Annotated in this window: 35 protein-coding genes and 1 tRNA gene; 29 read left to right on the top strand and 7 right to left on the bottom strand. The window is 41.7% G+C overall.

The window, feature by feature from the left end:
• The first annotated feature begins 8 nt into the window (after positions 1-8).
• From pstC to pstB (NSQ12_RS12810), 4 genes are read left to right on the top strand one after another with little or no spacing between them, the layout of a single operon-like run.
• Positions 9-938: a phosphate ABC transporter permease subunit PstC gene (gene pstC / locus NSQ12_RS12825; RefSeq protein ID WP_014477352.1), complete on the top strand. Its 930-nt coding sequence runs from the start codon at positions 9-11 to the stop codon at positions 936-938.
• Positions 938-1,822: a phosphate ABC transporter permease PstA gene (gene pstA, locus NSQ12_RS12820; RefSeq protein WP_029317900.1), complete on the top strand. Its 885-nt coding sequence runs from the start codon at positions 938-940 to the stop codon at positions 1,820-1,822. The genes pstC and pstA overlap by 1 nt, the downstream gene beginning before the upstream one ends.
• A 20-nt stretch (positions 1,823-1,842) precedes the next feature.
• Positions 1,843-2,652, top strand: coding sequence for a phosphate ABC transporter ATP-binding protein PstB (pstB, locus tag NSQ12_RS12815; protein WP_015384102.1), 810 nt, complete (start codon positions 1,843-1,845; stop codon positions 2,650-2,652).
• A 10-nt stretch (positions 2,653-2,662) separates the two neighbouring features.
• Positions 2,663-3,445, top strand: a complete 783-nt coding sequence (gene pstB, locus NSQ12_RS12810) for a phosphate ABC transporter ATP-binding protein PstB (RefSeq protein ID WP_014480273.1) — start codon at positions 2,663-2,665, stop codon at positions 3,443-3,445.
• A gap of 29 nt (positions 3,446-3,474) precedes the next feature.
• On the opposite strand, the gene NSQ12_RS12805 is transcribed toward pstB (NSQ12_RS12810), so the two are convergent.
• Both NSQ12_RS12805 and NSQ12_RS12800 read right to left on the bottom strand, forming a co-directional pair.
• Positions 3,475-3,939 (bottom strand): endolytic transglycosylase MltG, encoded by a 465-nt coding sequence (locus NSQ12_RS12805; RefSeq protein WP_042976512.1) that lies wholly within the window; start codon positions 3,937-3,939, stop codon positions 3,475-3,477.
• On the bottom strand, positions 3,936-4,289 hold the full coding sequence (locus NSQ12_RS12800) for a hypothetical protein (RefSeq protein WP_003245993.1): 354 nt from the start codon (positions 4,287-4,289) through the stop codon (positions 3,936-3,938). The genes NSQ12_RS12805 and NSQ12_RS12800 overlap by 4 nt, the downstream gene beginning before the upstream one ends.
• Positions 4,290-4,468: 179 nt before the next feature.
• On the opposite strand from NSQ12_RS12800, the gene NSQ12_RS12795 reads away from it, so the two are divergent.
• From NSQ12_RS12795 to NSQ12_RS12740, 12 genes are all read left to right on the top strand, one after another.
• Complete coding sequence (locus NSQ12_RS12795; RefSeq protein ID WP_144483085.1) at positions 4,469-4,939, top strand: hypothetical protein; 471 nt, start codon at positions 4,469-4,471, stop codon at positions 4,937-4,939.
• Entirely contained in the window at positions 4,936-6,015 is a 1,080-nt protein-coding gene (locus NSQ12_RS12790) for a glycosyltransferase family 4 protein (RefSeq protein WP_339174865.1), read from the top strand. Before NSQ12_RS12795 ends, NSQ12_RS12790 begins: the two co-directional genes overlap by 4 nt.
• An 83-nt stretch (positions 6,016-6,098) precedes the next feature.
• Positions 6,099-6,248, top strand: coding sequence for a 50S ribosomal protein L33 (rpmG, locus tag NSQ12_RS12785; protein WP_003153056.1), 150 nt, complete (start codon positions 6,099-6,101; stop codon positions 6,246-6,248).
• Between the two features lie 84 nt (positions 6,249-6,332).
• The gene (locus NSQ12_RS12780) at positions 6,333-6,896 is read left to right on the top strand and encodes a 5-formyltetrahydrofolate cyclo-ligase (RefSeq protein WP_106073569.1); all 564 of its coding nucleotides are present in this window, start codon (positions 6,333-6,335) and stop codon (positions 6,894-6,896) included.
• A 66-nt stretch (positions 6,897-6,962) separates the two neighbouring features.
• A complete protein-coding gene (locus NSQ12_RS12775) occupies positions 6,963-7,136 on the top strand; it encodes a hypothetical protein (RefSeq protein ID WP_003230126.1) in 174 nt (57 codons plus the stop codon).
• A gap of 89 nt (positions 7,137-7,225) precedes the next feature.
• Positions 7,226-8,749 carry a rhomboid protease YqgP gene (gene yqgP / locus NSQ12_RS12770; RefSeq protein ID WP_339174863.1) on the top strand — a complete coding sequence of 508 codons (1,524 nt, stop codon included), beginning with the start codon at positions 7,226-7,228 and terminating at the stop codon, positions 8,747-8,749.
• 109 nt (positions 8,750-8,858) lie between these two features.
• On the top strand, positions 8,859-9,074 hold the full coding sequence (locus NSQ12_RS12765) for a YqgQ family protein (protein ID WP_004399107.1): 216 nt from the start codon (positions 8,859-8,861) through the stop codon (positions 9,072-9,074).
• Between the two features lie 10 nt (positions 9,075-9,084).
• Positions 9,085-10,050, top strand: a complete 966-nt coding sequence (gene glcK / locus NSQ12_RS12760) for a glucose kinase GlcK (protein WP_123373069.1) — start codon at positions 9,085-9,087, stop codon at positions 10,048-10,050.
• 116 nt (positions 10,051-10,166) lie between these two features.
• A complete protein-coding gene (locus tag NSQ12_RS12755) occupies positions 10,167-12,083 on the top strand; it encodes an LTA synthase family protein (protein ID WP_003230133.1) in 1,917 nt (638 codons plus the stop codon).
• 82 nt (positions 12,084-12,165) lie between these two features.
• Complete coding sequence (locus tag NSQ12_RS12750) at positions 12,166-13,296, top strand: M14 family metallocarboxypeptidase (RefSeq protein ID WP_116316541.1); 1,131 nt, start codon at positions 12,166-12,168, stop codon at positions 13,294-13,296.
• A 61-nt stretch (positions 13,297-13,357) separates the two neighbouring features.
• A complete protein-coding gene (locus NSQ12_RS12745) occupies positions 13,358-14,419 on the top strand; it encodes a hypothetical protein (protein ID WP_116316542.1) in 1,062 nt (353 codons plus the stop codon).
• Positions 14,420-14,421: 2 nt separating this feature from the next.
• Positions 14,422-14,736: an MTH1187 family thiamine-binding protein gene (locus NSQ12_RS12740; RefSeq protein WP_128993155.1), complete on the top strand. Its 315-nt coding sequence runs from the start codon at positions 14,422-14,424 to the stop codon at positions 14,734-14,736.
• Between the two features lie 31 nt (positions 14,737-14,767).
• On the opposite strand, the gene NSQ12_RS12735 is transcribed toward NSQ12_RS12740, so the two are convergent.
• Positions 14,768-14,941, bottom strand: coding sequence for a DUF2759 family protein (locus tag NSQ12_RS12735; RefSeq protein ID WP_003230141.1), 174 nt, complete (start codon positions 14,939-14,941; stop codon positions 14,768-14,770).
• Between the two features lie 156 nt (positions 14,942-15,097).
• Here NSQ12_RS12735 and NSQ12_RS12730 point away from each other — a divergent pair, with 156 nt between their 5' ends.
• Positions 15,098-15,733, top strand: a complete 636-nt coding sequence (locus NSQ12_RS12730; protein ID WP_123373073.1) for an MBL fold metallo-hydrolase — start codon at positions 15,098-15,100, stop codon at positions 15,731-15,733.
• Between the two features lie 39 nt (positions 15,734-15,772).
• On the opposite strand, the gene NSQ12_RS12725 is transcribed toward NSQ12_RS12730, so the two are convergent.
• Positions 15,773-16,018: a DUF2626 domain-containing protein gene (locus NSQ12_RS12725; protein WP_003226300.1), complete on the bottom strand. Its 246-nt coding sequence runs from the start codon at positions 16,016-16,018 to the stop codon at positions 15,773-15,775.
• Positions 16,019-16,249: 231 nt separating this feature from the next.
• Here NSQ12_RS12725 and mgsR point away from each other — a divergent pair, with 231 nt between their 5' ends.
• The gene (mgsR, locus tag NSQ12_RS12720; RefSeq protein WP_003230147.1) at positions 16,250-16,630 is read left to right on the top strand and encodes a transcriptional regulator MgsR; all 381 of its coding nucleotides are present in this window, start codon (positions 16,250-16,252) and stop codon (positions 16,628-16,630) included.
• Positions 16,631-16,696: 66 nt separating this feature from the next.
• Here mgsR and NSQ12_RS12715 read toward each other — a convergent pair.
• Positions 16,697-16,767 (bottom strand) — tRNA-Gln (locus NSQ12_RS12715).
• Between the two features lie 86 nt (positions 16,768-16,853).
• On the opposite strand from NSQ12_RS12715, the gene rsbRD reads away from it, so the two are divergent.
• Entirely contained in the window at positions 16,854-17,690 is an 837-nt protein-coding gene (rsbRD, locus tag NSQ12_RS12710; RefSeq protein ID WP_021480027.1) for an RsbT co-antagonist protein RsbRD, read from the top strand.
• 52 nt (positions 17,691-17,742) lie between these two features.
• Here the strand turns inward: rsbRD and NSQ12_RS12705 are convergent, their stop codons facing one another.
• Positions 17,743-19,071 carry a hemolysin family protein gene (locus tag NSQ12_RS12705; RefSeq protein WP_033884708.1) on the bottom strand — a complete coding sequence of 443 codons (1,329 nt, stop codon included), beginning with the start codon at positions 19,069-19,071 and terminating at the stop codon, positions 17,743-17,745.
• A 142-nt stretch (positions 19,072-19,213) separates the two neighbouring features.
• Between NSQ12_RS12705 and corA the strand changes: the two genes are divergently transcribed.
• From corA to NSQ12_RS12655, 10 genes are all read left to right on the top strand, one after another.
• Positions 19,214-20,167: a magnesium transporter CorA gene (corA, locus tag NSQ12_RS12700; protein WP_339174859.1), complete on the top strand. Its 954-nt coding sequence runs from the start codon at positions 19,214-19,216 to the stop codon at positions 20,165-20,167.
• A gap of 1 nt (position 20,168) precedes the next feature.
• The gene (locus NSQ12_RS12695; protein ID WP_250540178.1) at positions 20,169-20,318 is read left to right on the top strand and encodes a hypothetical protein; all 150 of its coding nucleotides are present in this window, start codon (positions 20,169-20,171) and stop codon (positions 20,316-20,318) included.
• Positions 20,319-20,579: 261 nt separating this feature from the next.
• Positions 20,580-21,650, top strand: coding sequence for a competence protein ComGA (gene comGA / locus NSQ12_RS12690; protein ID WP_069322755.1), 1,071 nt, complete (start codon positions 20,580-20,582; stop codon positions 21,648-21,650).
• Positions 21,637-22,674 (top strand): comG operon protein ComGB, encoded by a 1,038-nt coding sequence (comGB, locus tag NSQ12_RS12685; protein ID WP_339174855.1) that lies wholly within the window; start codon positions 21,637-21,639, stop codon positions 22,672-22,674. The genes comGA and comGB overlap by 14 nt, the downstream gene beginning before the upstream one ends.
• 13 nt (positions 22,675-22,687) lie before the next feature.
• Positions 22,688-22,984: a comG operon protein ComGC gene (comGC, locus tag NSQ12_RS12680; protein ID WP_029726719.1), complete on the top strand. Its 297-nt coding sequence runs from the start codon at positions 22,688-22,690 to the stop codon at positions 22,982-22,984.
• Positions 22,974-23,405, top strand: a complete 432-nt coding sequence (gene comGD, locus NSQ12_RS12675; protein WP_029726720.1) for a comG operon protein ComGD — start codon at positions 22,974-22,976, stop codon at positions 23,403-23,405. Before comGC ends, comGD begins: the two co-directional genes overlap by 11 nt.
• Positions 23,389-23,736: a ComG operon protein 5 gene (comGE, locus tag NSQ12_RS12670; RefSeq protein ID WP_167408284.1), complete on the top strand. Its 348-nt coding sequence runs from the start codon at positions 23,389-23,391 to the stop codon at positions 23,734-23,736. Before comGD ends, comGE begins: the two co-directional genes overlap by 17 nt.
• 25 nt (positions 23,737-23,761) lie before the next feature.
• Entirely contained in the window at positions 23,762-24,145 is a 384-nt protein-coding gene (gene comGF, locus NSQ12_RS12665) for a ComG operon protein ComGF (protein ID WP_032726158.1), read from the top strand.
• Entirely contained in the window at positions 24,146-24,520 is a 375-nt protein-coding gene (gene comGG / locus NSQ12_RS12660; RefSeq protein WP_167408283.1) for a ComG operon protein ComGG, read from the top strand.
• Positions 24,521-24,590: 70 nt separating this feature from the next.
• Positions 24,591-24,770 (top strand): YqzE family protein, encoded by a 180-nt coding sequence (locus NSQ12_RS12655; protein WP_072175549.1) that lies wholly within the window; start codon positions 24,591-24,593, stop codon positions 24,768-24,770.
• A 41-nt stretch (positions 24,771-24,811) separates the two neighbouring features.
• On the opposite strand, the gene NSQ12_RS12650 is transcribed toward NSQ12_RS12655, so the two are convergent.
• On the bottom strand, positions 24,812-25,138 hold the full coding sequence (locus NSQ12_RS12650) for a YqzG/YhdC family protein (RefSeq protein ID WP_003246051.1): 327 nt from the start codon (positions 25,136-25,138) through the stop codon (positions 24,812-24,814).
• Between the last annotated feature and the right edge of the window lie 152 nt (positions 25,139-25,290).

The following is a 25,290-nucleotide window of genomic DNA, read 5'->3' as shown; positions in this document are numbered from 1 at the left end:
GTAAAACAATGATAAACAATAGAGAAAATATGTCTGTGAGCGAGCGTTTAATCAGCTCAAGGCAAAATCGGCAATTGGATGAAGTTCGGGGAAGAATGATTGTGACAGCATGTGCGCTGATTATGATTGCGGCATCTGTTGCAATCACCATTTTCCTCGGCGTGAAGGGGCTGCAATCTTTTCTTGTAAATGGTGTAAGCCCAATTGAATTCTTAACGAGCTTAAATTGGAATCCTACAGATAGTGATCCGAAATACGGAGTGCTGCCATTTATTTTTGGCTCATTTGCAGTAACGATTCTTTCTGCTCTAATCGCTGCGCCGCTTGGCATTGCAGGTGCAATTTTTATGACAGAGATTGCCCCGAATTGGGGAAAGAAAGTGCTGCAGCCGGTGATTGAGCTTTTAGTCGGTATTCCATCTGTTGTTTATGGATTCATAGGTCTTACAGTATTGGTGCCGTTTATCGCCCAGTTCAAATCGAGCGGAACAGGGCACAGTTTATTGGCGGGAACGATTGTCCTTTCCGTCATGATTCTGCCGACGATCACATCGATTTCTGCTGATGCAATGGCTTCTCTTCCGAAGAGTTTACGAGAGGGTTCTTACGCGCTCGGTGCGACAAGATGGCAGACAATCAGAAAAGTACTTGTGCCTGCAGCTTTTCCAACATTGATGACAGCTGTTGTGTTAGGCATGGCTCGGGCGTTCGGTGAAGCTTTGGCTGTTCAGATGGTCATTGGAAATACAAGAGTATTGCCGGAAAGCCTGTTTGACACTGCGGGAACGCTGACAACGATCATCACGCTGAATATGGGCCACACCACATACGGAAGTGTTGAAAACAATACGCTGTGGTCAATGGGACTTGTGCTTCTGGTGATGTCATTCTTGTTCATCCTGCTTATTCGCTACTTGTCATCTAGGAGGAAAGTGTAATGAACCGCAAAATAACAGATAAACTGGCGACCGGAATGTTTGGTTTGTGTGCAGCCATTATCGCTGCCATTTTAGTAGGTTTGTTTTCCTATATTATTATAAACGGTGTTTCTCAGCTCAGTTTGCAATTTATTACAACAAAATCGAGCGCCATTGCAGCTGGAGGAGGCATACGAGATCAGCTGTTTAACTCCTTTTATATTTTGTTTATTACAATGCTGATTACAATCCCGCTCGGTGTGGGCGGCGGAGTCTTCATGGCTGAATACGCGCCTAATAACAAAGTAACTGACTTCATCAGAACATGTATAGAGGTGCTTTCATCTCTTCCGTCTATTGTCATTGGGATGTTTGGATTATTGATGTTTGTCAACTTAACAGGCTGGGGATATACGATCATAGGCGGGGCGCTTGCGTTAACTGTTTTTAACCTTCCTGTCATGGTGCGTGTGACAGAAGACGCGATCCGTTCAGTCCCTAAAGATCTGAAGGAAGCCTCTCTCGCTTTAGGTGTATCACGCTGGCATACCGTAAAAACAGTTTTAATTCCAAGTGCGATTCCTTCTATCATCACAGGAGCAATTTTAGCGTCAGGAAGGGTGTTCGGGGAAGCGGCCGCATTATTATTTACGGCAGGCCTGACAACACCGCGTCTTAATTTTACGGAGTGGAACCCGTTTTCGGAAACATCACCGCTTAATATTTTCAGGCCCGCTGAAACACTTGCGGTCCACATTTGGAACGTCAATACACAAGGAATGATTCCGGATGCTGAAGCGATTGCCAACGGTGGTTCTGCCGTGCTGGTGATTTCTGTTCTTGTGTTTAATCTCGCGGCGAGATGGCTTGGCACGATGATCTACAAAAAGCTTACGGCAAATTAGAACGGAAAGAGGCGAAAAACATGTCTGAACAAATGGTAAAAGAAAAACCTGAGCGAGCTGTTATTGTTCCGAAGCAGAATCACGTGCTTGAGGTCAAAGATCTGTCTATTTTTTACGGAAATAAACAAGCCGTTCATCATGTAAACATGGATATTGAAAAAAATGCGGTGACTGCTTTAATTGGGCCGTCGGGATGCGGAAAATCTACTTTTTTGAGAAATATTAACCGAATGAACGATTTAATTCCATCTGCAAGAGCGGAAGGTGAAATCCTTTATGAAGGATTAAATATATTGGGCGGCAATATTAACGTTGTCAGCTTGAGAAGAGAAATCGGAATGGTTTTTCAAAAACCAAATCCATTTCCGAAATCGATCTATGCGAATATCACACATGCATTGAAATATGCCGGAGAGCGGAATAAAGCTGTTTTAGATGAAATTGTGGAAGAAAGTTTAACAAAAGCGGCCCTCTGGGATGAGGTGAAGGATCGTTTACATTCATCCGCACTCTCGTTATCCGGCGGCCAGCAGCAGCGTTTATGCATCGCGAGAACGCTTGCGATGAAGCCGGCTGTTCTTCTGCTTGATGAACCAGCTTCAGCGCTTGATCCGATTTCAAATGCGAAAATAGAGGAATTAATTACAGGATTGAAAAGAGAATACTCAATTATTATTGTCACGCACAATATGCAGCAGGCTCTGCGGGTTTCTGACCGGACGGCATTCTTTTTAAACGGCGAGCTTGTAGAATACGGACAGACCGAACAGATTTTCACGAGTCCGAAAAAGCAAAAGACAGAGGATTATATTAACGGGAAATTCGGATAGGAGGGCGGCAATGAGTATTGCTACCGAAGCTGTAATGAAACAGGAAGTCTATCAAGTCAATGGAATGAACTTATGGTATGGACAGCATCATGCTTTAAAAAATATCAATTTGAGCATTTATGAAAATGAGGTTACGGCGATTATCGGTCCATCCGGATGCGGGAAATCGACCTTTATCAAGACATTGAATTTAATGATTCAAATGACGCCAAATGTAAAGCTTGCAGGTGAGCTGAACTATAATGGCAGCAATATTTTAAAGGATAAAGTGGACATCGTGGATTTACGGAAAAATATCGGCATGGTATTCCAAAAAGGGAACCCGTTTCCGCAATCTATTTTTGATAATGTGGCTTACGGACCGAGAGTCCACGGCACCAAAAATAAGAAGAAGCTTCAGGAAATTGTGGAAAAGTCATTAAAAGACGTGGCGTTATGGGATGAGGTGAAGGATCGATTGCATACGTCCGCTCTTTCGCTGTCAGGGGGCCAGCAGCAGCGTCTTTGCATCGCCAGAGCACTTGCGACCAATCCTGATATTTTGCTGATGGATGAACCGACATCTGCACTAGATCCAATCTCAACGAGAAAAATTGAAGAACTCATTCTAGAGCTGAAAAATAAATATACAATTGTCATTGTCACGCATAACATGCAGCAGGCAGCAAGGGTTTCTGATCAAACCGCCTTTTTCTACATGGGCGAGCTTGTTGAATGCGACAATACGAATAAAATGTTCTCTAACCCGAAGGACCAAAGAACGCTCGATTACATTTCAGGAAAGTTTGGATGAAAAAAAACAGGCTGAGTCAGCCTGTTTTTTTATCGTGTTAACGTTTTTACGATCTTTTTGAAACTCATGTCTGATTTTACTTTAAACTCGCCGGCACGAATTTCTTTGTGATAGCCGGCATCAATGACATAGTCATTAAAGTCTTGAGCCGAAGAGATAATGCCCTCTTTTTCAAGAATAGCAGATACATCCGCAGTGCTCATGCCATCTTTAATTTTGAGCTTGTACGTTTTGACTTTGTCTGTTTTCGTGTCTGAGCTGCTGTCATCGGTCAACGATTTCTCTTTTGAATCAAGAAGTTTTTGATATTCATCACGGTTCACAGAAACCATTTTTTTAGAATCAAGGTAATTGTTCACGTCTTGTTCAGTTACTGTTTTATTTTCTTTTACAGCAGCGGCCTGGTCTTCGTCAGTCAGATAAAAAACAGCTGCAAGAACGGCTGTCGCTAAAATGATGCCGCCAGCAAATGCCTGAATGCCCCGTTTTGTCATACGAGCACCTTCTCATTATCTTTGATAATCGTATTCACGTCTTCCACTGATACATGCTCAGCTTTAGCAATCGCTTCAGCTGACATACCGTTATTATATTTAGAAAGTATTTGTTTAGCGATTTTTTGATTGATGTCGTTCTGCTTTGATTTGCGAATGACAAGGTTTGTTTCCAGTAATTCTTCCTCAAGCACTGTCATTTTCTTTTTGAGCTTGTAAATTTCCTGCATCGCAGAAAGCTGCAGTGTTTCGAGCTCCTGTTCTACATCTTTCATCGGGTCTCTTTGAGAATATGAGAATGCAATTAGCGCTATACTGACGATAAACAACGCAATAATAGCAATTTCCACGTTTCATCACCTTCTATTCTTTTTTTATCCTTCTTTTTTATACCATAAAACCAATAGTTTCTAAAGGAATTCGCGAAAAAAACGAGATTTTGTCGAGAAATCTTTCTTCGCTTCTTCTTCATGTAATGGTTTAATAGGAACACGAAGTGAACGATTGGAAAGGAGAATGTTAGGAGTCCATGGATAAACACCCATTTCCCTATAATATACGACATAAGCTTTCCTTTTTTAGGGACACATTCGACATGATCATTCAAAACGCTCACACCTTGACCGTAACCTGGGAAATCTCAGAAGAAACAATGCGGCTGGCTGAAGCGGTCCTTTTCGAAAAAACGCAGGATATGATAAAAGAATTGCGCATTGTCATCAAAAGAAAAGACATTGAAGCTGTCAGGACAAAACGCACAACGTATGATAAAGGAGAATGGACGATTAGACAGGCGGCTGGTGATGCTGTATATCGGGCTGAATACAGAATTGTGAATTCAATGAATGTCTCTCTCAAGCTTGCCGGTACAGACGACATCTATCTTGATGAAAATGGGATTCGTCATATAAACAGTTTTCAGATTGAAGAAGCGCACACCAGGTGGGAGGCGCAATTTTCTGCATACACCTGTTATGGGAGAGGGGAAAAAGAACGGTGAACATTCTCATGCTTTCACCCGAACATCCCGATGAGCCGAAAAGCGGGCTCGGTGTCCATTTAAACCGCCTCATTTCCTATTTAAACCCTCATATCAACATTACGTTTTTTACTCCGAGCGGGCAGCTGTTTTCGTATGCGAAGTTTGAAGATTACATAGCTGATGCTAACTTTACAATGGTTCGCCATGTGTTATCACACAATAAACGCTTTGATCTGATTCATGCCCATGATGACACAACTGCCCCTGCCGCCCAGTATTTGAAACAACGGCTTGGCCTTCCGCTTGCTGCGACAATCCACGGTCTTGAAAGCGAAAGGAAGAAGGTGTGCCGAGAAGCCCCACACCCATACAGGCTCATGACCGAACGGCTCCTTATAGAATCCGCTGATGCATTGATCGTATTAAGCACATTTATGAAGCGGTCTCTTGATAAGGCGGCACATAAGAAAATAACCGTTATCCCGAGTCCTGCATCTATGGAGAAAGAGAAGGGGAAAATCCCGAGAAGCATGAATAGAAGATTCCTCTTTTCATATGGAAGGTTTGTTCCGGAAAAAGGATTATCGCAGCTGTTAAAGGTGTTTGCCATCTTGAAGCAGCGTCAGCCTGACCTCTATCTAGTGCTGGCTGGGGAGGGGCCGTCTCTGTCCTGCTATGAGAAATTGGCTGCGGCATATAACCTGAAGGATCGCGTCATGTTTCTGCCGTTTCTCAATAGGAAAGATATCAGAACGTTACTGTCTCACTGTGAAATGGCTGTTTTCCCTAGTTCTTATGAACCGTTTGGGCTTGCCGCGCAAGAAAGCATGGAACAAGGTGTGCTGACTGTCGTTTCTCGGTCAGGTGGTTTTTGTGATTATGCGGTTCATGACAAAACGGCAATCATCGCTGATTTTACGCTCGTACAGGAAGCGGCTGATCTGCTGGACAGTTTTTTAAAAGACCGGGAAAAAGCCCGCCGGATAAAAGAAGCTGGCAGACAACAAGTGTTCAAGCTCCACCACCCCCGACTCATTATGTCATCATATTTGCAGCTTTATGAGCGTATCTTCAATAATTCAGCAATTCATTGAAAAACAGCCTAGCATTCCGTCCATTATAGTGGTATTATATATAAGTCTGAATAAGTAAATGATTTTAGTTTGGAGGGAAAATAATGCGCGTTAATATTACTTTGGCTTGCACTGAATGTGGTGAGCGTAACTATATTTCTAAAAAGAACAAACGCAACAATCCAGACCGCGTTGAATTTAAAAAATATTGCCCACGTGATAAAAAATCTACGTTACACCGTGAAACAAAATAACAGCTTTGCTGTTTGAGGTGTAAGAAAAAAGCCAGAGCTTTGAAAAAGGTTCTGGCTTTTTTTCTATTCCGAGGGGGATGAGAGATGAAATCACAATTAAGAAAAAAGACAATGCAGGCACTGTCTGCTTTATCAAGTGATGATCTGCTTCAAAAAACGGAACGTATGTATAAGTACTTGTTTTCTCTGCCGGAGTGGCAAAATGCCGGCACCATTGCGGTCACCATCTCCAGAGGATTAGAGATACCGACGCGTCCTGTCATTGAGCAGGCTTGGGAAGAAGGGAAACAAGTTTGCATCCCAAAATGCCATCCGGACACGAAGAAAATGCAATTTCGCACATATCAGACTGATGATCAGCTCGAAACCGTGTACGCCGGACTGCTCGAGCCGGTAATTGAAAAAACAAAAGAAGTAAACCCATCACAAATTGACTTGATGATCGTTCCAGGTGTTTGTTTTGATGTTAACGGGTTTAGGATCGGCTTTGGAGGCGGCTATTATGATCGCTATTTAAGTGAATATGAAGGGAAGACAGTCTCTTTGCTTTTGGAGTGCCAGTTGTTTGGGCACGTACCCCGTCTGCCGCATGACATCCCGGTACATAAGCTGATAACAGAGGATCGGATTATTTCTTGTTTTTCATAACTTTCCTGTCCCTTATTCGAGAATAAATAAGGTAGAATAACAAACCCTATTGGCAGGAGGGATATCATGAAAAAACTTTTGATATATGCCATTTTCGCGGTTTCTGCCGTCATGTTTTATCAAAATCGCTACCGTCTTATGAATACTGTACTCAGCCAGCCAGGAATCAGGCGGTCTTTTATCCATTTGTTTTTAAGAATTCCATTTATCCGCAATAAGTTTATACAGCAAGCTTTCTAAAATCCCGTGAAAAACGGGATTTTTTTCTTTCAGTAGGCGTTTCGGAGCGCCAGCTGTTATAATGAAAAAAAACTATTGGAGCGGTAAACATGTTTTTGCTGGAGTATACATATTGGAAAATTGCGGCGCACCTGGTGAATAGCGGGTATGGCGTCATACAAGCCGGTGAGTCAGATGAAATATGGCTGGAAGCGCCGGACAAGTCCTCTCATGATCTAGTTCGTCTTTATAAGCACGATCTTGATTTCCGTCAAGAAATGGTTAGAGACATCGAAGAGCAGGCCGAACGAGTAGAACGAGTCAGACATCAATTGGGCAGACGAAGGATGAAGTTGCTGAACGTGTTTTTTTCAACGGAAGCCCCAGTTGATGACTGGGAAGAGATTGCAAAAAAAACTTTTGAGAAGGGAACTGTGTCAGTTGAGCCGGCGATCGTTAGAGGAACGATGCTTCGAGATGATCTTCAAGCGGTTTTTCCATCATTTCGTACAGAAGATTGTTCAGAGGAACACGCTTCGTTTGAAAACGCGCAAATGGCGCGAGAACGCTTCCTTTCGCTAGTGCTGAAACAAGAAGAACAGAGAAAAACTGAAGCGGCGGTTTTTCAAAACGGAAAACCGACTTTTACATATTTATTTATTGCGCTTCAGATCCTGATGTTTTTCTTGCTCGAAATAAACGGAGGCAGCACTAATACGGAGACACTGGTGGCTTTTGGAGCAAAAGAAAACAGCCTGATTGCACAAGGAGAATGGTGGCGGCTTCTGACACCGATCGTGCTTCACATCGGCATAGCGCATTTAGCTTTTAATACGCTGGCTTTATGGTCGGTTGGTACAGCGGTTGAGCGGATGTATGGATCGGGGAGATTTTTGCTGATTTATCTGGCTGCTGGCATTACGGGTTCGATTGCGAGTTTTGTGTTCAGCCCGTATCCTTCGGCAGGGGCATCAGGAGCCATATTCGGATGCTTAGGTGCATTACTGTATGTTGCTTTGTCTAATCGAAAAATGTTTTTAAGAACTATAGGAACCAATATTATTGTCATTATTATCATCAATCTGGGCTTTGGTTTTGCGGTTTCGAATATTGATAATTCAGGACATATCGGCGGCTTGATTGGCGGCTTTTTCGCTGCAGCAGCACTGGGGTTGCCTAAAGCCGGAGCCTTTAGAAAAAGATTGTTGTCAGCGGTTTTGCTGATTGCTTTGGCTGTTGGATTTTTATATTACGGATTGCATTCGCCTTCACACCAGGAGTCAGCGCTGATTCAGCAGGCAAGCGAGCTGTATCAGGAAGGAAAGTATGAAGAAGTAACAGAATTGCTGAACGGAGAAGCAGCGCAAAAAGATGCCTCTGCCGATCTTTTGAAAATTCTTGCTGTTTCTGATATTCAAATCGGCGAATATGATCAGGCGGTTTCCCTTTTGGAACGAGCAGTGAAAAAAGAACCTAAAGACCATGCTTCCTATTACAATTTAGCGTTATTGTATGCGGAAAAAAATGAGCTTGCACAAGCAGAAAAGGCCATCCAGACGGCTGTGAAACTGAAGCCGAAGGAGCAGCGCTACAAGGAGCTGCAGCGGCAAATTGAAAACAATAAAGAATCATAGAGGTGGAATATGGAAAGGAAGCTGGCTTTTTTGTCAGCGTTTTCTTCTTGACTGACCGCTTCCTTATGAATACGCTTATGATAGTTAAGTTCAAGAAATGGTGAGGAAAATGAATACATTTTATGATGTGCAGCAGCTGTTAAAAACGTTTGGCCACATTGTTTATTTTGGAGACAGAGAGCTTGAAATTGAGTTTATGCTGGATGAATTAAAGGAATTATACATGAACCACATGATTGAAAAGGAGCAGTGGGCCAGAGCGGCAGCTGTCCTTCGAAAAGAATTGGAACAAACAAAAAACGGAAGAGATTTTTATAAAGGCTAAGGTGATAAAAATGGACGAGATATGGTTTGCGGGCATTGACCTGGGAGGAACGACGATTAAACTCGCTTTTATTAATCAATATGGCGAAATTCAGCATAAGTGGGAAGTTCCGACTGATAAAACCGGCGACACGATTACTGTCACAATTGCAAAAACAATCGACAGCAAGCTGGATGAGCTGCAAAAACCGAAGCACATCATCAAATACATCGGAATGGGTGCACCAGGCCCTGTAGATATGGCGGCAGGAGTGGTTTATGAAACAGTAAATCTAGGGTGGAAAAATTATGCTTTGAAAAACCATCTGGAGACAGAAACCGGCATCCCAGCTGTTATAGAAAATGACGCGAATATTGCTGCGCTCGGGGAAATGTGGAAGGGAGCGGGTGATGGCGCAAAAGACGTCATTCTCGTGACGCTTGGCACAGGAGTTGGCGGCGGCATCATTGCAAATGGTGAAATTGTACATGGCATAAATGGCGCCGGCGGAGAAATCGGCCATATTTGCAGCATCCCTGAAGGCGGAGCGCCCTGCAATTGCGGCAAAACGGGCTGTATCGAAACAATTGCGTCAGCAACCGGAATTGTAAGAATTGCAAAAGAAAAAATAGCAAATGCTAAAAAGACGACACGTTTACAAGCAACCGAACAATTGTCAGCGCGGGATGTGTTTGAAGCGGCGGGTGAAAATGATGAAATTGCCCTTGAGGTGGTTGATTATGTAGCCAAGCACCTTGGTTTGGTGCTCGGAAATTTGGCAAGCTCGCTTAATCCATCCAAAATCGTTCTTGGCGGCGGCGTATCGAGAGCCGGAGAACTGCTGAGATCAAAAGTCGAGAAAACATTCCGCAAATGCGCGTTTCCGCGGGCAGCCCAAGCTGCTGATATTTCAATCGCAGCACTTGGAAATGATGCCGGCGTTATCGGAGGCGCTTGGATCGCTAAAAATGAATGGCTGAAACATCAAAATTGTTAAAATTGTGTAAATGAAATTGATTTTTTGTTGTGCTCAGGTTAAGATTTAATTTGATGTGTTAATGAGAATGTTGGGAATAGACTGATTTTTTTGAGCGTGCTGCATAGGAGGTTGAAATGCGAAAAACGTTTTTTTCGAAGATTTCATTTATGCTGATTGCCATTTTATTGATGTGGCTGAAAACGTATGCTGTTTACAAAACCAGTTTTCATATTAAAATCGACAATCTAACACAGGAATTTATTCTGTTTATCAACCCATTGAGTTTTTTGTTGCTTATTTTTGGCCTCAGCCTGTTTTTGAAAGGCAAAAACAGAAATCGCTATATTATCGCGATGAGCTGTCTTGTCACGTTTGTATTGCTGGCAAATATGGTTTTTTACCGTTTTTACAATGATTTCTTAACAATCCCTGTTCTTTTTCAAACGAGCAATATGGGTGATCTCGGAAGCAGCATCGGAACACTTCTTGAGCCGACAGACCTCCTATTAGCTGTAGATATTGCGGTTTTAATATGGCTTCACATCCGGCAAAAAGCTTTTCAATCGGACATTCCCTCAACGAAAAATGAACGGGCGGCTTATTTTTTGTTCGTTGCTTCTGTTTATTTCTTCAACCTAGGCTTGTCTGAGGCGGAAAGACCTCAGCTATTGACACGCTCATTTGACAGAGAAATGCTTGTTAAAAACATTAGCCTGTTTAATTTTCATATTTACGATGGCGTTCTTCAGTCAAAGCAATCCGCACAGAGAGCGTTGGCAGACAGCAACAGCCTGACGGAGATTGAAAACTACGTAACCGCTAATGCGAAGGATGCCAACAAACGCTTATTCGGCGCTGCAAAAGGAAGGAACGTCATTCTCGTATCCTTAGAGTCGACGCAAAGCTTCGTGATTAATGAAAAATTGAATGGAGAAGAAATCACGCCTTTTCTGAATGACTTTATAAAACAGAGCTACAACTTTAATAATGTTTACCACCAAACAGGCCAGGGGAAAACCTCGGATTCTGAATTTATCGTGGACAATTCACTGTATCCGCTTGGACGAGGTGCCGTATTTTTTACGAATGCGGGCAATCAATATATGGCCGCTCCTGAAATTTTGAAAAACAGCGGATACTATTCAGCGGTGCTCCACGCTAATAATAAGAGCTTTTGGAATCGTGATTTAATGTACGACTCATTTGGATATGATTCGTTTTTTGATATTAACTCGTATGATGTAACTGACGAAAATTCAGTCGGCTGGGGACTTAAGGATAAAGAATTTTTTGAGCAGTCTTCAGAGCTGATGAAAAATCTGCCTCAGCCGTTTTACTCGAGGCTGATTACACTGACGAACCACTTCCCGTTTGATCTTGATGAAGAGGATCAATTGATTGATGAATATGATTCAAGCAGCCAGACGCTAAATAAATATTTTCCGACAGTGCGTTATCAGGATGAGGCGCTGAAACGGTTTATCGAAAAGCTGAAGGAAGACGGGTTATACGACAACTCTGTTATTGTATTATATGGTGACCATTATGGTATATCAGAAAACCATAATGAAGCGATGGGGCAGTTTTTAGGAAAAGAAATAACCCCATTTGAAGAGGTACAGCTCCAAAAAGTGCCGCTGGTCATTCATATTCCGGGTATTACTGATAAAAAGCCGCAAACCATTGAAACAGTAGGCGGGCAGATTGATATCAGGCCGACGCTGATGAATCTTTTAGGGATTGATACGAAAGATCAAATTCAATTCGGCAACGATCTGCTTTCAGACGAAAAACTGGACTTCACGGTGCTCCGGGACGGGAGCTTTATCACAGATCAGGTTGTTTATACAGACGGTGCGTGTTATGACAAAGAGACGGGAAAACCGTTAGAAGAGACAAAACAATGTGAAGCATTTGCTGATAAAGCAAAACAGGAGCTATCACTTTCTGATGAAATCATTTATGGGGATTTGTTGCGATTTTATGACCAGAAAAGGCTGGACAATTCGTCAAAACGGAAAGAAAAACAAATGCTTGATCAGGCATCGTAATCACAATGTCTCCCGCGTCAAAGTGAGCGGGAGGCTTTCTTTTTTTAAATACGCTGTCATATAGTAACAAAAAAGGGGGATGATGATGGCGTTTATTACGGTGAAACCTGAGATCAAGAACAATTTGGCCAGAGTGGCGAAAGAACTGAAGATAGACGAGGAATTGCTTAAAAGTGCAAATCGCTCCGCACAAAAACATCAATTGTATTGCCCTGGTTATGTGATAGAGGAGCATAGCGGCAAAGAGCTTCAAACCATTCAGGACATAAAGGGCTTTTTACAGCCTCGGCAGCTGAAACTTTCTGATAGCTGGATTGAGCAAGAGAAAATCTATGATGATTCAGCTGTTGAAAAGGAAATAAAGAAGATTATTGATGTTTTTCCGTTTGTCTCATGCCGGGAAATTGGCCGTTCTGTACTCGGCAGGCCTATCTGGGAGCTGAAGGCTGGTGGGGAGCATGCCGTAAAAAAGGTCCATATGAACGCGTCATTTCATGCGAATGAGTGGATTACAACGTCTGTCCTGCTAAAATGGTTTAAGGAATACTGTATGTCATTATGCTGCAATTCGCCTTTCTTTGGCTTTTCTCCCATAAAGCTGTTTAACAGCACATCCTTATCCCTCGTTCCTCTTGTCAATCCGGATGGCGTTGATCTTGTTTTAAACGGATCAGAAGTCATGGGAGCCAGAAGAGATGAGCTCGAAAGGCTAAATGAACATCGTCCAAATTTTAATGAATGGAAGGCGAATATAAACGGGGTTGATTTAAATAAACAATTTCCATCATTATGGGAAATTGAAAAATACCGAAAACCGACAGCACCCAGCTACCGCGATTTTCCGGGAATCTCTCCGCTTACGGAGCCGGAATCTATTGCGATGTACCGGCTGATCACGGAGAATCCGCCTGACAGACTGCTGGCTCTTCATACTCAAGGAGAAGAAATTTATTGGGGCTATAAAGGCCTTGAGCCTGAGGAATCTGCTGCCGTCATAAAGGAGTTTGAGGAGTTAAGCGGGAACATTTATAAGGGAGTAAGGGATATAGATAGCTATGCTGGATTTCGTGATTGGTTTATTCACCATTATTTTAAGGAAGGGTATACGGTGGAACTTGGAAAAGGCCAAAATCCTTTGCCGTTTCAGCAGTTTTCACACATATATAACGCCACAAGTGGTATCTTGTGGAGGGCGTTATTTTTTCATGAGTAACTGAAACTTTTTCTTTTTTCTGCCGAAGCAAATATGAGAAAATAAAGATGATCGGAGGGGAATGCTGATGAGATCAGTTTGTTTTATTCTGCTGGCGGTATTGCTGTTTAGTTTATCGGCATGCGAACCATCTCATCAGCAGCAAAAACAGGCATCGGCGGCAAAAGATGAGAAAAAAGACATCATACCGCTTTCCGCGGAAAAAGCGGATGGGGCGGAAGGCTGGCTGAATAACAGCACAATATTATATACTGCGTCTAATCCGACGAAAACAGAGCTTTTTGCGTACCGCATCTTTACAGGCAAAGCGAAAAAGCTCTATCAAACGGATGGTCAAATCGTTGATGTTCAAATCAATGCGAGGGAGCAGATGATTCTGCTGCAAATCACACATAGCCAAAAGACGGCAGTGGTTTTGCTTAATGCAGAAGGAGAGACGCTTTACGAAAAAGATTACGAAACGTATGAGCTTGAAGCTGCTTGGAATCAGTATGATCCTTATCAAATGATGGTGACGGAATTCAATGAAAACTGGGATTTCCATACATATCAGGTGAATGCTAAAAAAGACGAATCTTTCTTAAGCCCAGTACAGGTTCCGTTCATTCATTGGACATCCAAAAATACATTTGATTATGTAAAAGAGGGAAGAGACGATAAAACAGGGCCTTTATATACGTTCGATACAGCTTCTAAGACGGAACAGAAGCTTGAGGATGACGTTCTATTCTTCGATTCTTTCCATCAAATGAGTTTTACTGTCAAATCAGCTTCCGGAGGAAAAGGGACGTATCAGTTTAAAACGCCGCAATCAACATCACCTGTTACAGCGAAATGGCCGCTCCAAGCGAAATATACAAGTTTGGCTCCAATGGAGTATGACTATGATGAAGCAGGAGGCCTGTTTTATACATTCAAACAAAGCGGCGATGCATATAAGCTCGCAGCAATCAATGTAGCATCGGGAGAGACAAAAGATCTTGTGTCTCTGCGGGAAATGGAGCCGATTCAAATATCTCCGAACGGGAAATATGCGTTATACGGCTTTCATTTTGAGCAAATTATTTTATTGAAATCACATGAAACGAAGCAACTTATCATTGATCAAAAGGAGATGGAATAACGATGGCTATCGCAGATGTAACCATTATCCCAATCGGTACGGAAACACCCAGTGTCAGTGCTTACGTAGCCGATGTGCAAAAGATATTAGAAGGATATCAAGCAGAAGGGAAAATCAAATATCAGCTGACACCGATGAATACGCTGATCGAGGGAGAACTCAGTGACCTTTTTGCAGTCATTCAGGCAATTCACGAAGCGCCATTTCAAAAAGGATTGCACAGAGTGGCAACGAATGTCCGCATCGATGACAGGCGTGACAAAAAAACGACGCTTGAGAGCAAAATAGAAAGTGTCAATAAACATTTACAGCCATAAAAATAAACCTGTATCCGATCGGATACAGGTTTTAATGTGCGGTTGGATACCCGCTGTTTATTACGGTCATCACGGTAAACCATCCAAAGACAAATAAGGTGGCACCGGCTAATAAAAACCCGAGTATATTTTTATTTCTAACAGAACGCAAGACTCCCCATAAAGCGAAAAGAGCGACAAGGCCGAAAATCACGACAAGTAACATAACACAGCCCCCTTTACATTGAAAAACCTGCAATTCTTTCCAGTTTTATTCTACCTGTTTTTTATAGGTTTGTCGATAGCGTTTTCATTGCAATTGTTTGAATCTTTTTTAAAAAACCCTCATAATAAGAGCATAAAAAAGAAAGAGGTGATAATAGTGAAATGGAGACGAATGCCAGTAGGGCCGATTCAAGCGAATGCATATTTTCTCATCAATGATGATCAATGCCTGATTTTTGATCCGGGCGGCGAGGGACATAAAATCAATCAATACATAAAAGAAAAAGGACTGACGCCTTTAGCCATTTTGCTTACACATGCCCATTTTGACCATATTGGGGCGCTTGATGAAGTGAGAGAAAAATGGGATATCCCTGTTTACCTGCATCAAAATGAAAAAAATTGGCTTACGGACGCTTCTTTAAACGGCTCCGGCATGCTGCGAGGGATAGAAGTCACAGCTAAGCCTGCAGATCATCTAATTGAAGGCGACGGTGAGTTGAATATCGGGCCGTTTCATTTGGAAACATTATTTACGCCGGGACATTCACCAGGCAGTGTGTCTTACTACGTGAAAGATGCAGACTTGGTCATCTCCGGAGATGTTTTGTTCCAAGGCGGTATAGGACGTACGGATTTAATAGGCGGCGATCAAGAGACGCTGCTGACGTCCATTCATGAAAAACTGCTTACACTTCCGGAACACACGCTGGTGTTAAGCGGCCATGGACCTGAAACAGACGTACTGACTGAGCAGGACCAAAATCCGTTTTTAAATGGGTTTTCATTGTAAAAAAAGAGACAAACCGATAAGGTTTGTCTCTTTCTGCATTTAATGGCCTCCGCCGCCGGGCACCATAATAAAAATTGAGTAATATGTAAAGCCGGCGAAGAAAATTGTTAAATAAGCGCCAAAAATATAAATATACATGCGTTCGGTTAAGTTCAAATACGATAGAAACACAAATAAGATCGTCTGTCCAAAAAATAAAAGGGAAGCATCTTTCATATCACCTAAATAAAACATGACTGCAAAAATTCCCGTCCAAAATCCTAACACCCGGAACATGCGATTCATTTTTATCCCCTCCCGAGAGTCCCTCTGACTGTTATTATAATAGATCACACCTAGAAATGTAAACATTTTCATTATTAATATACAAATGGAATTTGTCCCTTTGATTGTGTTTTCTATTGTATGAATGTTTTTTAAAAAATAATCCGAAAAAAGTTCTGTAAATGGTTTAAATGAAAAATGATCCGGGTAGTTATTCTACAAAGAGATGGTTAACTGAGGAGGAAAAAACGAATGGAACAACAATTAACTTTTTACTCATATCCAAGCTGCACGTCATGCCGAAAAACAAAACATTGGCTTAAAGCACATCAAATTGAATTTAACGAACGGCATTTATTCAGAGAAACCCCGACAAGAGAAGAATTAAAGTACATTTTATCGTTAACGACAGAAGGAATTGATGAAATTTTGGCGACAAGAAGCCAGACTTTCAAAAATTTAAATTTAAACATTGAAGAAATGACGGTAAATGAGGTGCTGGAACTTTTAATCGAGAAGCCGAAGCTTTTGCGACGCCCGATTCTAGTAGACAACAAAAAGCTGGTGATTGGTTATAACCCGGGAGAACTGTTGAAGTTATCGAAGAAGAAAACGGTTCATCAATCTGCATGATGAAAAACCGAAGATCCGCTGATTTATTCGAATCAGCTTATCTTCGGTTTTTCACCTGTTCAGAAACTGGGCTAGCTGGATTCGAACCAACGATCACGGAGTCAAAGTCCATTGCCTTACCGCTTGGCTATAGCCCATTGAATCTAAACATAGTATGTGTAAAGGCAGACGCGTTATACATATATAGCGTACATTTTTCAAAAACAGGAGGGAGCTCATTAAGATGATAGCTCTTGATCAGCACTTAACAGAGCACAAAGAAGATATCACGCAACAATGGCTGGAAGTTTGTACGTCAAAAGGCAGCTGGCTGTATTCAGCGAAAGATCAGCAAAAACTAGAACAAAAGTTAAAAGACCAGCATGAATTATTGGTGACCATCGTAGCAAAATCCCTTAGAAAAGAAGACGTAGAGGATGAGCTCAACCGGTGGTCTCTTCAATGCGCCAGAGACCGTGCCGTTCATGAAGTGACGGTTACACAAAGTGTCGGCCAGTTTAACACTTTCAGGCACATCATGTTTGAATGGATTCAGAAATTCAGCGAAGCTTCTTCTCAAGACATCAGCATTCAGGAATTTTATGAGTGGAGCCGGATCTTGAATCAAAACATTGATGAGATCATCGAAGTGTTTACGGAAGAATATCACCAGGTGACCATGATACAATTAAACGCGCAAAAAGAAATGATTAATGAATTGAGTGCGCCGATTATGCCGATTACTGATGGAATTGGGATTCTTCCGCTTGTCGGTGAAATTGATACGCACAGAGCGAGGACGATTTTGGAGTCTGTGCTGGAGCAGTGCTCAGCGTTAAAGCTCTCGTATTTATTTTTAGATATTTCGGGCGTTCCTATCGTTGATACCATGGTAGCCTATCAAATTTTTAAAGTGATTGACAGCACCAAATTGCTCGGCATTGAGACGATTATTTCAGGAATCAGGCCGGAAATTGCCCAAACTGTCGTGAAGCTGGGTCTGGATTTTTCGAATGTGAAAACCGAGCAAAGTCTTGCTAAAGCCCTGGCCAATAAAGGGTTTAAAATAAAAGAGTGTTGATGCCTTTGCCATGTTTATCTTGAAAGATAGCAGCTGAACAGCCTTTCACGGGCTATTCAGCTTTTTTAACTTCTATAAATAAAATGTGATGGCTGTTGATGTCTTTTACCTTAAAAGAGTAGCCATCATATTCTATGGTACTTTCAGGCTCAGCGTCTATGTTTTGTGTCAAAAACCAGCCGCCCAAGGTGTCTACTTCAGCGTCTGATAAATCAGTTCCAAGCAGGCTGTTAACATCGCTGATTAATAATTTTGCATTTAACAAGTAATGATCCTTTCCAAGTTCGCGGATATGAGGCACTTCATCCGCATCAAATTCATCACGGATTTCTCCTACAATTTCTTCGATAATATCCTCGACAGTGACCAAACCGGACGTCCCGCCATATTCATCTATGAGGATCGCCATATGAGTGCGTTCCTTTTGCATTTTCAGCAGTAGTTTATAAATAGGAATCGTCTCAATGACATGGATAACGGGCTGTACGAAAGGTTCAATTTGATGCTTCTTGATTGAAAAATCTTTCGTCAGCATGGAAAACAGCACTTCTTTCATATTAATCACGCCAATGACGTTATCTTTATCCTCTCTTACAACTGGGTACCGTGTATATTTTGTTTGCTTGACTGTTTCCTGAAGATTTGAAATGGAGTCTTCATCTAGTGACAAACTGACCATTTCATTTCGCGGCACCATAATTTCCTTTGCCATTCGTTTATCAAAGGTGAAGATATTATTCATGTACTTTAATTCACTTTTTCTGATCTCGCCGCTTTTATAGCTTTCAGCCAATAGGACCCGAAGTTCTTCCTCTGTATAAGCCAGCTCATGCTCTGATGCCGGCTTCAGCCCAAACACTCCTGTAATCAATCGGGCAGAGTGGTTCAACAGCCAAATGAATGGAAACATGATCTTATAAAACCAAATAAGCGGTTTAGCGAACAACAAGGTAATGCTTTCTGCTTTTTGAATGGCGAAACTCTTTGGCGCCAGCTCCCCGATAACGACATTTAAATACGTAACCGCTAAAAATGCGATGACGAGTGAAAGCAGGTGGGTAAGCGATTCATTTAAGCCTGCTTTATGAAAAAGCGGTCGAAGCAGAGTTTGCACAGTCGGTTCCCCAAGCCATCCCAGTCCTAAAGCTGCGACTGTGATGCCCAGCTGACAGGCTGATAAATATTCATCAAGGTGAGTGATGACATGCTTTGCCGCTTTAGCACCTTTCTTTCCTTTTGCGACAAGCTGATCAATTTTGGATCGCCGCACTTTTACGATTGAAAATTCTACGGCAACAAAAAATCCTGTTAACAAAATGAGAATAGCGACTGCTAGTAAATTGATAAATTCCAAAACAACTGCCTTCTCCAAGGAAGGCATGCACCTCCCTTTTCCGATGTCTTTCTACATTCCATACCACCTAAAAATGCTCATAAAACATGTGTTGAAGCGGCAGACTGGTTTAGTGACGCGGTTATTGGGCAATTAAAGAATAAAGAACAAAAGTTTGGAGGATCTTGACATGAAGGCACATACAGGAAAGGATTGGTTTTGGTACCAAATGGGGCCTCAAGAAAGAAGTAAGGCAAGAGATCTAATCCATTTTTCTCACTGGCCTCAGTGTGAAAAGTGGTTTGAAAATAACCACCACGTTAATTTTTTGCGAGTAGATACAACTGAAACGGAAAATGAAGCGGTATTTGGGTCGATTGTTTATGATCAGGGGCTTGGTGAAGAAAAAGACCATACTGTTTTTCACTTTTATATCACCAGACATTATTTTTTTACAATCAACTTTGACTTTTCGATTTTGAGAGAGATTAAAGGCAAAGAAGTTGTCCGGCAAATGGAACGAGCGGACAATGCGATAGAGGGGTTTTTAATTCTGCTCGGCGAACTAATGAATGCGTATTTAATCGGTGTTGATGAATTTGAAGTAAAGCTGAGAAAGCTCAGATGGCAGATTAAAGACGACAATAGCAAAAGCATTTTAAACCGCGTCCATCTCCTGCGCCATGAACTGATGATTTGGAAAAATTTAATATTAAGCGCCAAAAAAATTGAAATGGCGTTGAAAGAAACTTTTTTACCTCAAAATGAAGGGAAAAAGGATTATCAGCGGACACAACTGAAGATTGACAGGGGATTTACATATATCAGCGAATTTGAAGGGGAGCTTAACAATCTGCTGCATTCAGAGGAAGTCATTACCTCACATAGGGGAAATGAAATTGTAAAAGCACTGACCATTTTTACGACGCTTTTTACGCCGATTACAGCTCTGGGTGCCTTATGGGGGATGAACTTTTCAGTGATGCCGGAACTGAATTGGAAATACGGATATCTCTTTTCTCTCTTATTGATTGTCACATCTACAGTTCTGATCTATCTCTATTTGAGAAAAAAAGGCTGGACGGGAGATATGCTGCAGGAGCGGAAGAAGAAAAAGAAACCTCGAAAAAGGCGGATTCTATAGGATGTTTCATATTTTGTGCAGCGTGCCCCGCTTTTTCACCAGACATATCAGGGTGACCGGATACGATGTCAAGGTGCTTATGGCAGAGCATCAAATCCGCAGTTTATCGATTCTTGAAAATGACCAAATGACCGGTATATTGTTGCATTAGGCGACCTTTCCGTTGAAAAAGATACTGGTCAAAAAGCGAAAACAGCATAATGAAAATGGAATCAAGCAGGCATGGTGACCATGTCTGCTTTTTTATTATTGGGAAAATTATAATGAAAGGGGAACATTCAGTTGAAAAATTTTTTTCTTGCCAGAAAGAATTGGTTTTTCAGCATATAACCTCTCACAAAATCACGTTTTCCCTGTTTGATTACCTTTTCTTCTTTTTCTACAATATGCGTTGAAAGGAGAGGGAATCAAATTGGATTCAATAGAAAAGGTAAGCAAAAACTTGATTGAAGAGGCATATCTAACAAAGGCTTCTGATATTCACATCGTGCCGAGGGAGCGGGACGCTATCATTCATTTTCGGGTCGATCATGCCTTGCTGAAAAAAAGGGACATGAAAAAAGAAGAGTGCGTAAGGCTGATTTCACATTTTAAATTTCTTTCAGCAATGGATATAGGTGAAAGGCGAAAGCCGCAAAACGGTTCGCTTACGTTAAAGCTGAAAGAGGGAAATGTTCATTTAAGAATGTCAACGCTGCCCACAATTAATGAAGAAAGCCTCGTGATCAGAGTGATGCCCCAATACAATATCCCTTCGATTGATAAATTGTCGCTATTTCCGAAGACAGGAGCCACATTACTCTCGTTTTTAAAACATTCCCATGGCATGCTCATTTTTACCGGGCCAACTGGTTCAGGGAAGACTACCACACTATACTCTCTCGTTCAATATGCAAAAAAACACTTTAATCGAAATATTGTCACATTAGAGGACCCTGTTGAAACAAGGGACGAAGATGTTCTTCAGGTTCAGGTGAATGAAAAAGCCGGTGTAACTTATTCCGCAGGTCTGAAAGCAATTTTGCGCCATGACCCCGATATGATTATTTTAGGTGAGATCAGAGACGCGGAAACAGCTGAAATTGCGGTGCGGGCAGCGATGACGGGACATCTGGTACTAACGAGCCTTCATACGAGAGACGCAAAGGGCGCAATTTACAGACTGCTTGAATTCGGTATCAATATGAATGAAATCCAACAGACTGTCATTGCAATAGCGGCTCAGCGCTTGGTTGATTTGGCTTGCCCGTTTTGTGAAAACGGATGTTCATCAGTGTATTGCCGACAGTCACGAAATACCAGGAGAGCTAGCGTTTATGAGCTTCTATACGGGAAAAATCTTCAGCAATGTATCCAGGAGGCAAAAGGAAATCATGCAAATTACCAATATCAAACGCTTCGTCAAATTATCAGAAAAGGAATTGCGCTCGGCTATTTAACGACAAACAATTATGACCGGTGGGTTTATCATGAAAAAGATTAGACAAGTCTGGTCGTTAAAGGATCAAGCGAGGTTATTAAAGCGGCTCGGTGAAATGACTGCGGGGGGATATACGCTTCTGGATGGATTACGCCTGATGGAACTTCAGATGAATAAGAGGCAGGCGGCTGACTTGACTGATACGGTCACTTGTTTGAGGGAAGGGACTCCGTTTTATCGAGTACTAAAGAGTTTGTCATTTCATAAGGAAGCCGTAGGTATTTGTTATTTTGCTGAAACACATGGTGAACTGCCTGCTTCCATGATCCAGAGCGGAGAGCTGCTGGAACGAAAAATTGCACAGGCAGACCAGCTGAAAAGAGTGCTGCGCTATCCGCTTTTCCTCATCTTTACGGTCGCTGTCATGTTTTATATGTTACAGTCCATCATCATTCCTCAGTTTTCCGGTATCTATCAATCGATGAATATGGAAACCTCACGTTCAACCGATATGCTTTTTGCTTTTTTTCAGCATATTGATCTTGTGATCATTTTGCTTGTTCTTTTTACAGCAGGTATCGGGATTTATTATTGGCTTGTGTTTAAGAAAAAATCACCTGCCCGGCAAATGCTGATTTGTATCAGGATTCCTTTGGTTGGAAAGCTTGTCAAGCTGTTTAACAGTTACTTTTTTTCTTTGCAGCTAAGCAGCCTTTTAAAATCAGGCCTCTCAATTTATGACAGCCTTAATGCATTTAAATATCAAACGTTTCTCCCTTTCTACCGCTGCGAGGCTGAACAATTGATTGAACGGCTAAAAGCCGGTGAGTCAATTGAATCCGCTATTTGTGGAAGCCCTTTTTATGAAACTGATTTATCAAAAGTCATATCTCACGGCCAGCTGAGCGGCCGATTGGATCGGGAGCTTTTCACATACAGCCAATTCATATTACAGCGGCTGGAACACAAAGCGCAAAAATGGACAGGCATCCTTCAGCCAATGATTTATGGATTTGTTGCAGCGATGATCTTACTTGTGTATTTATCTATGCTTGTGCCTATGTATCAGATGATGAATCAAATGTGAAAGGAAGAGGCTAATGAATGAGAAAGGATTTACACTTGTTGAAATGTTAATCGTGCTCTTTATTATTTCGATTTTGCTTTTAATTACGATACCGAACGTCACGAAACATAACCAAACCATTCAAAAAAAGGGCTGTGAAGGCTTACAAAACATGGTTAAGGCACAAATGACTGCATTTGAGCTTGATCATGAAGGACAAACTCCGAGCCTTGCCGATTTACAGTCAGAGGGCTATGTGAAAAACGATGCTGTCTGTCCAAATGGTAAGCGCATTATCATCACCGGCGGAGAAGTTAAGGTTGAACATTAAATTAAACGAGGAGGAGGGGTTTACCCTTTTAGAAAGTTTGCTTGTGTTAAGCCTTGCCTCTATCCTCCTGGTGGCCGTCTTCACTACACTTCCTCCTGCTTATGACAATACAGCTGTCCGACAGGCAGCAAGGCAGCTGAAAAATGATATTATGCTCACACAGCAGGTTGCTATTTCCCGTCAACAAAGAACAAAAATTTTCTTTCATAAAAAAGAATATCAATTAGTCATTGGTGATACGGTCATTGAACGTCCGTATGCAAGGGGACTTTCTATAGAACTGCTGACATTAAAAGACCGTTTGGAATTTAATGAGAAAGGGCACCCGAATGCAGGCGGAAAAATACGAGTAAATGGCCATGCCGTATATGATATAACAGTTTATCTAGGGAGCGGGAGAGTCAATGTGGAGAGAAAATAAAGGTTTTTCTACAATAGAAACAATGTCTGCGCTAAGCCTGTGGCTGTTTGTGCTGCTGACAGTCGTCCCCTTGTGGGACAAGCTGATAGCTGATGAAAAAATGGCGGAATCACGAGAAATTGGCTATCAGATGATGAATGAGAGCATTAGCAAATATGTCATGAGTGGTGAAGGAGACGCGTCAAAAACGATTACAAAGAACAATCATATCTATGCAATGAAGTGGGAGGAGGAGGGCGAATATCAAAACGTATGTATCAAAGCCGCAGCTTATAAAGAGAAATCATTTTGCCTCAGCATCCTGCAGACAGAATGGCTACACGCTTCTTAACGTATTATTTTCGCTCTCAGTCTTTTTGCTCATATCAGGATCGTTAGCTGCGATTTTCCATCTGTTTTTATCTCGACAGCAGGAACATGACGGTTTCACACAGCAAGAATGGATGATTTCGATAGAACAGATGATGAATGAATGCAAGGAATCACAGGCAGTTAAGACAGCCGAGCATGGGAGCGTGTTAATCTGCACCAATCTTTCCGGACAAGACATCCGTTTTGACATTTATCATTCAATGATAAGAAAAAGAGTGGATGGCAAAGGGCATGTTCCGATTTTAGATCATATTACTGCCATGAAAGCTGATATTGAAAATGGTGTTGTTTTGCTGAAAATTGAGAGTGAGGACCAAAAAGTGTATCAAACTGCTTTTCCAGTCTATTCGTATTTAGGAGGGGGGTGAATGTATCGTACAAGAGGGTTTATTTATCCAGCTGTTCTTTTTGTGTCAGCGCTTGTGCTGTTAATCGTGAACTTTGTTGCTGCTCAATATATTTCACGCTGCATGTTTGAAAAGGAAACAAAAGAGTTATACATAGGAGAGAATTTGCTTCAAAATGGTACGCTTCTTTCGATTCGGCACGTTCTAGAGAAACGGAAAGGCCAGGAGGGTACGCAGCAATTTCCATATGGACAGGTTTCTTATTACATTCATGATACATCGATAAAAGAGCAAAAAGAAATCAACTTAAGAGTGTCAACGGAGTCGGGAACAGAAAGAACTGCACAGATCGTGTTTGACCAAAAACAGAAAAAGCTGCTGAGATGGACAGAATAAAACAGTGTAAAGGGTATAAAAAAAGTCATGTGAGACAACACTCATAATAATTGAATGATGAGGTGATCACGTGAAAACGAATGATTATGTTAAATATATGACGCAGCAATTTGTCAAATATATAGATACTCCGAGAGATGAGCGAAAAGAACGAAAAGAGGTGCGGAAAGAAACAAGAACGCCTGTTTCCCAGCAGTGGTTCGGTATTTTACCCTATGGCTTCCGACTTTGGCTGAAACGGAAAAAATAACCGCAAATAAACGAATAAGGTCCTTCAAAAAATGGAGGACCTTATTGATATTCTTCTAATATGGCGATTTTATTGACCTTTTGGCTATAAGGATCAAATGAAATCGTCACAAAAACGCCGAATTCTTTTGACCCTTCCCTCAGAGTTAAATGGTATTGCTTCACTGCTTCATCTTTTCTTTTACGGTCCCATACTTTTTGTTTGAACAGTACCTGTGCGAGCGGGTACCTTTTTTTTGCTTCTTTTACAGCAATCTCTTCCCATTTGGACATGTGGCGGGCGGTTACAAGCGGTGTTTCTTCTGCGTGAGCGGCTGTGGTGCCAAAGACGAGAAGAGATAGACAAATCACACATTGTTTGATCATCATGCTGTCACCCTTTCTTTGTTTATTATTACCAAATAATAATGGGATATGCATTTAAATTCTCACACAACAATCCCAAAAATTTCTAAAAAATTGAAAAAATGAGCAATACTGAGCAAGACTTTGTAATATGATGAAAACATTCTTTTAAACGA

It is taken from the genome of Bacillus sp. PS95, from assembly GCF_037963565.1.
GTDB lineage: Bacteria > Bacillota > Bacilli > Bacillales > Bacillaceae > Bacillus > Bacillus subtilis.
The sequence above is the reverse complement of the archived record's forward strand: the minus strand, read 5'-3'. Positions and strand labels throughout refer to the sequence as shown.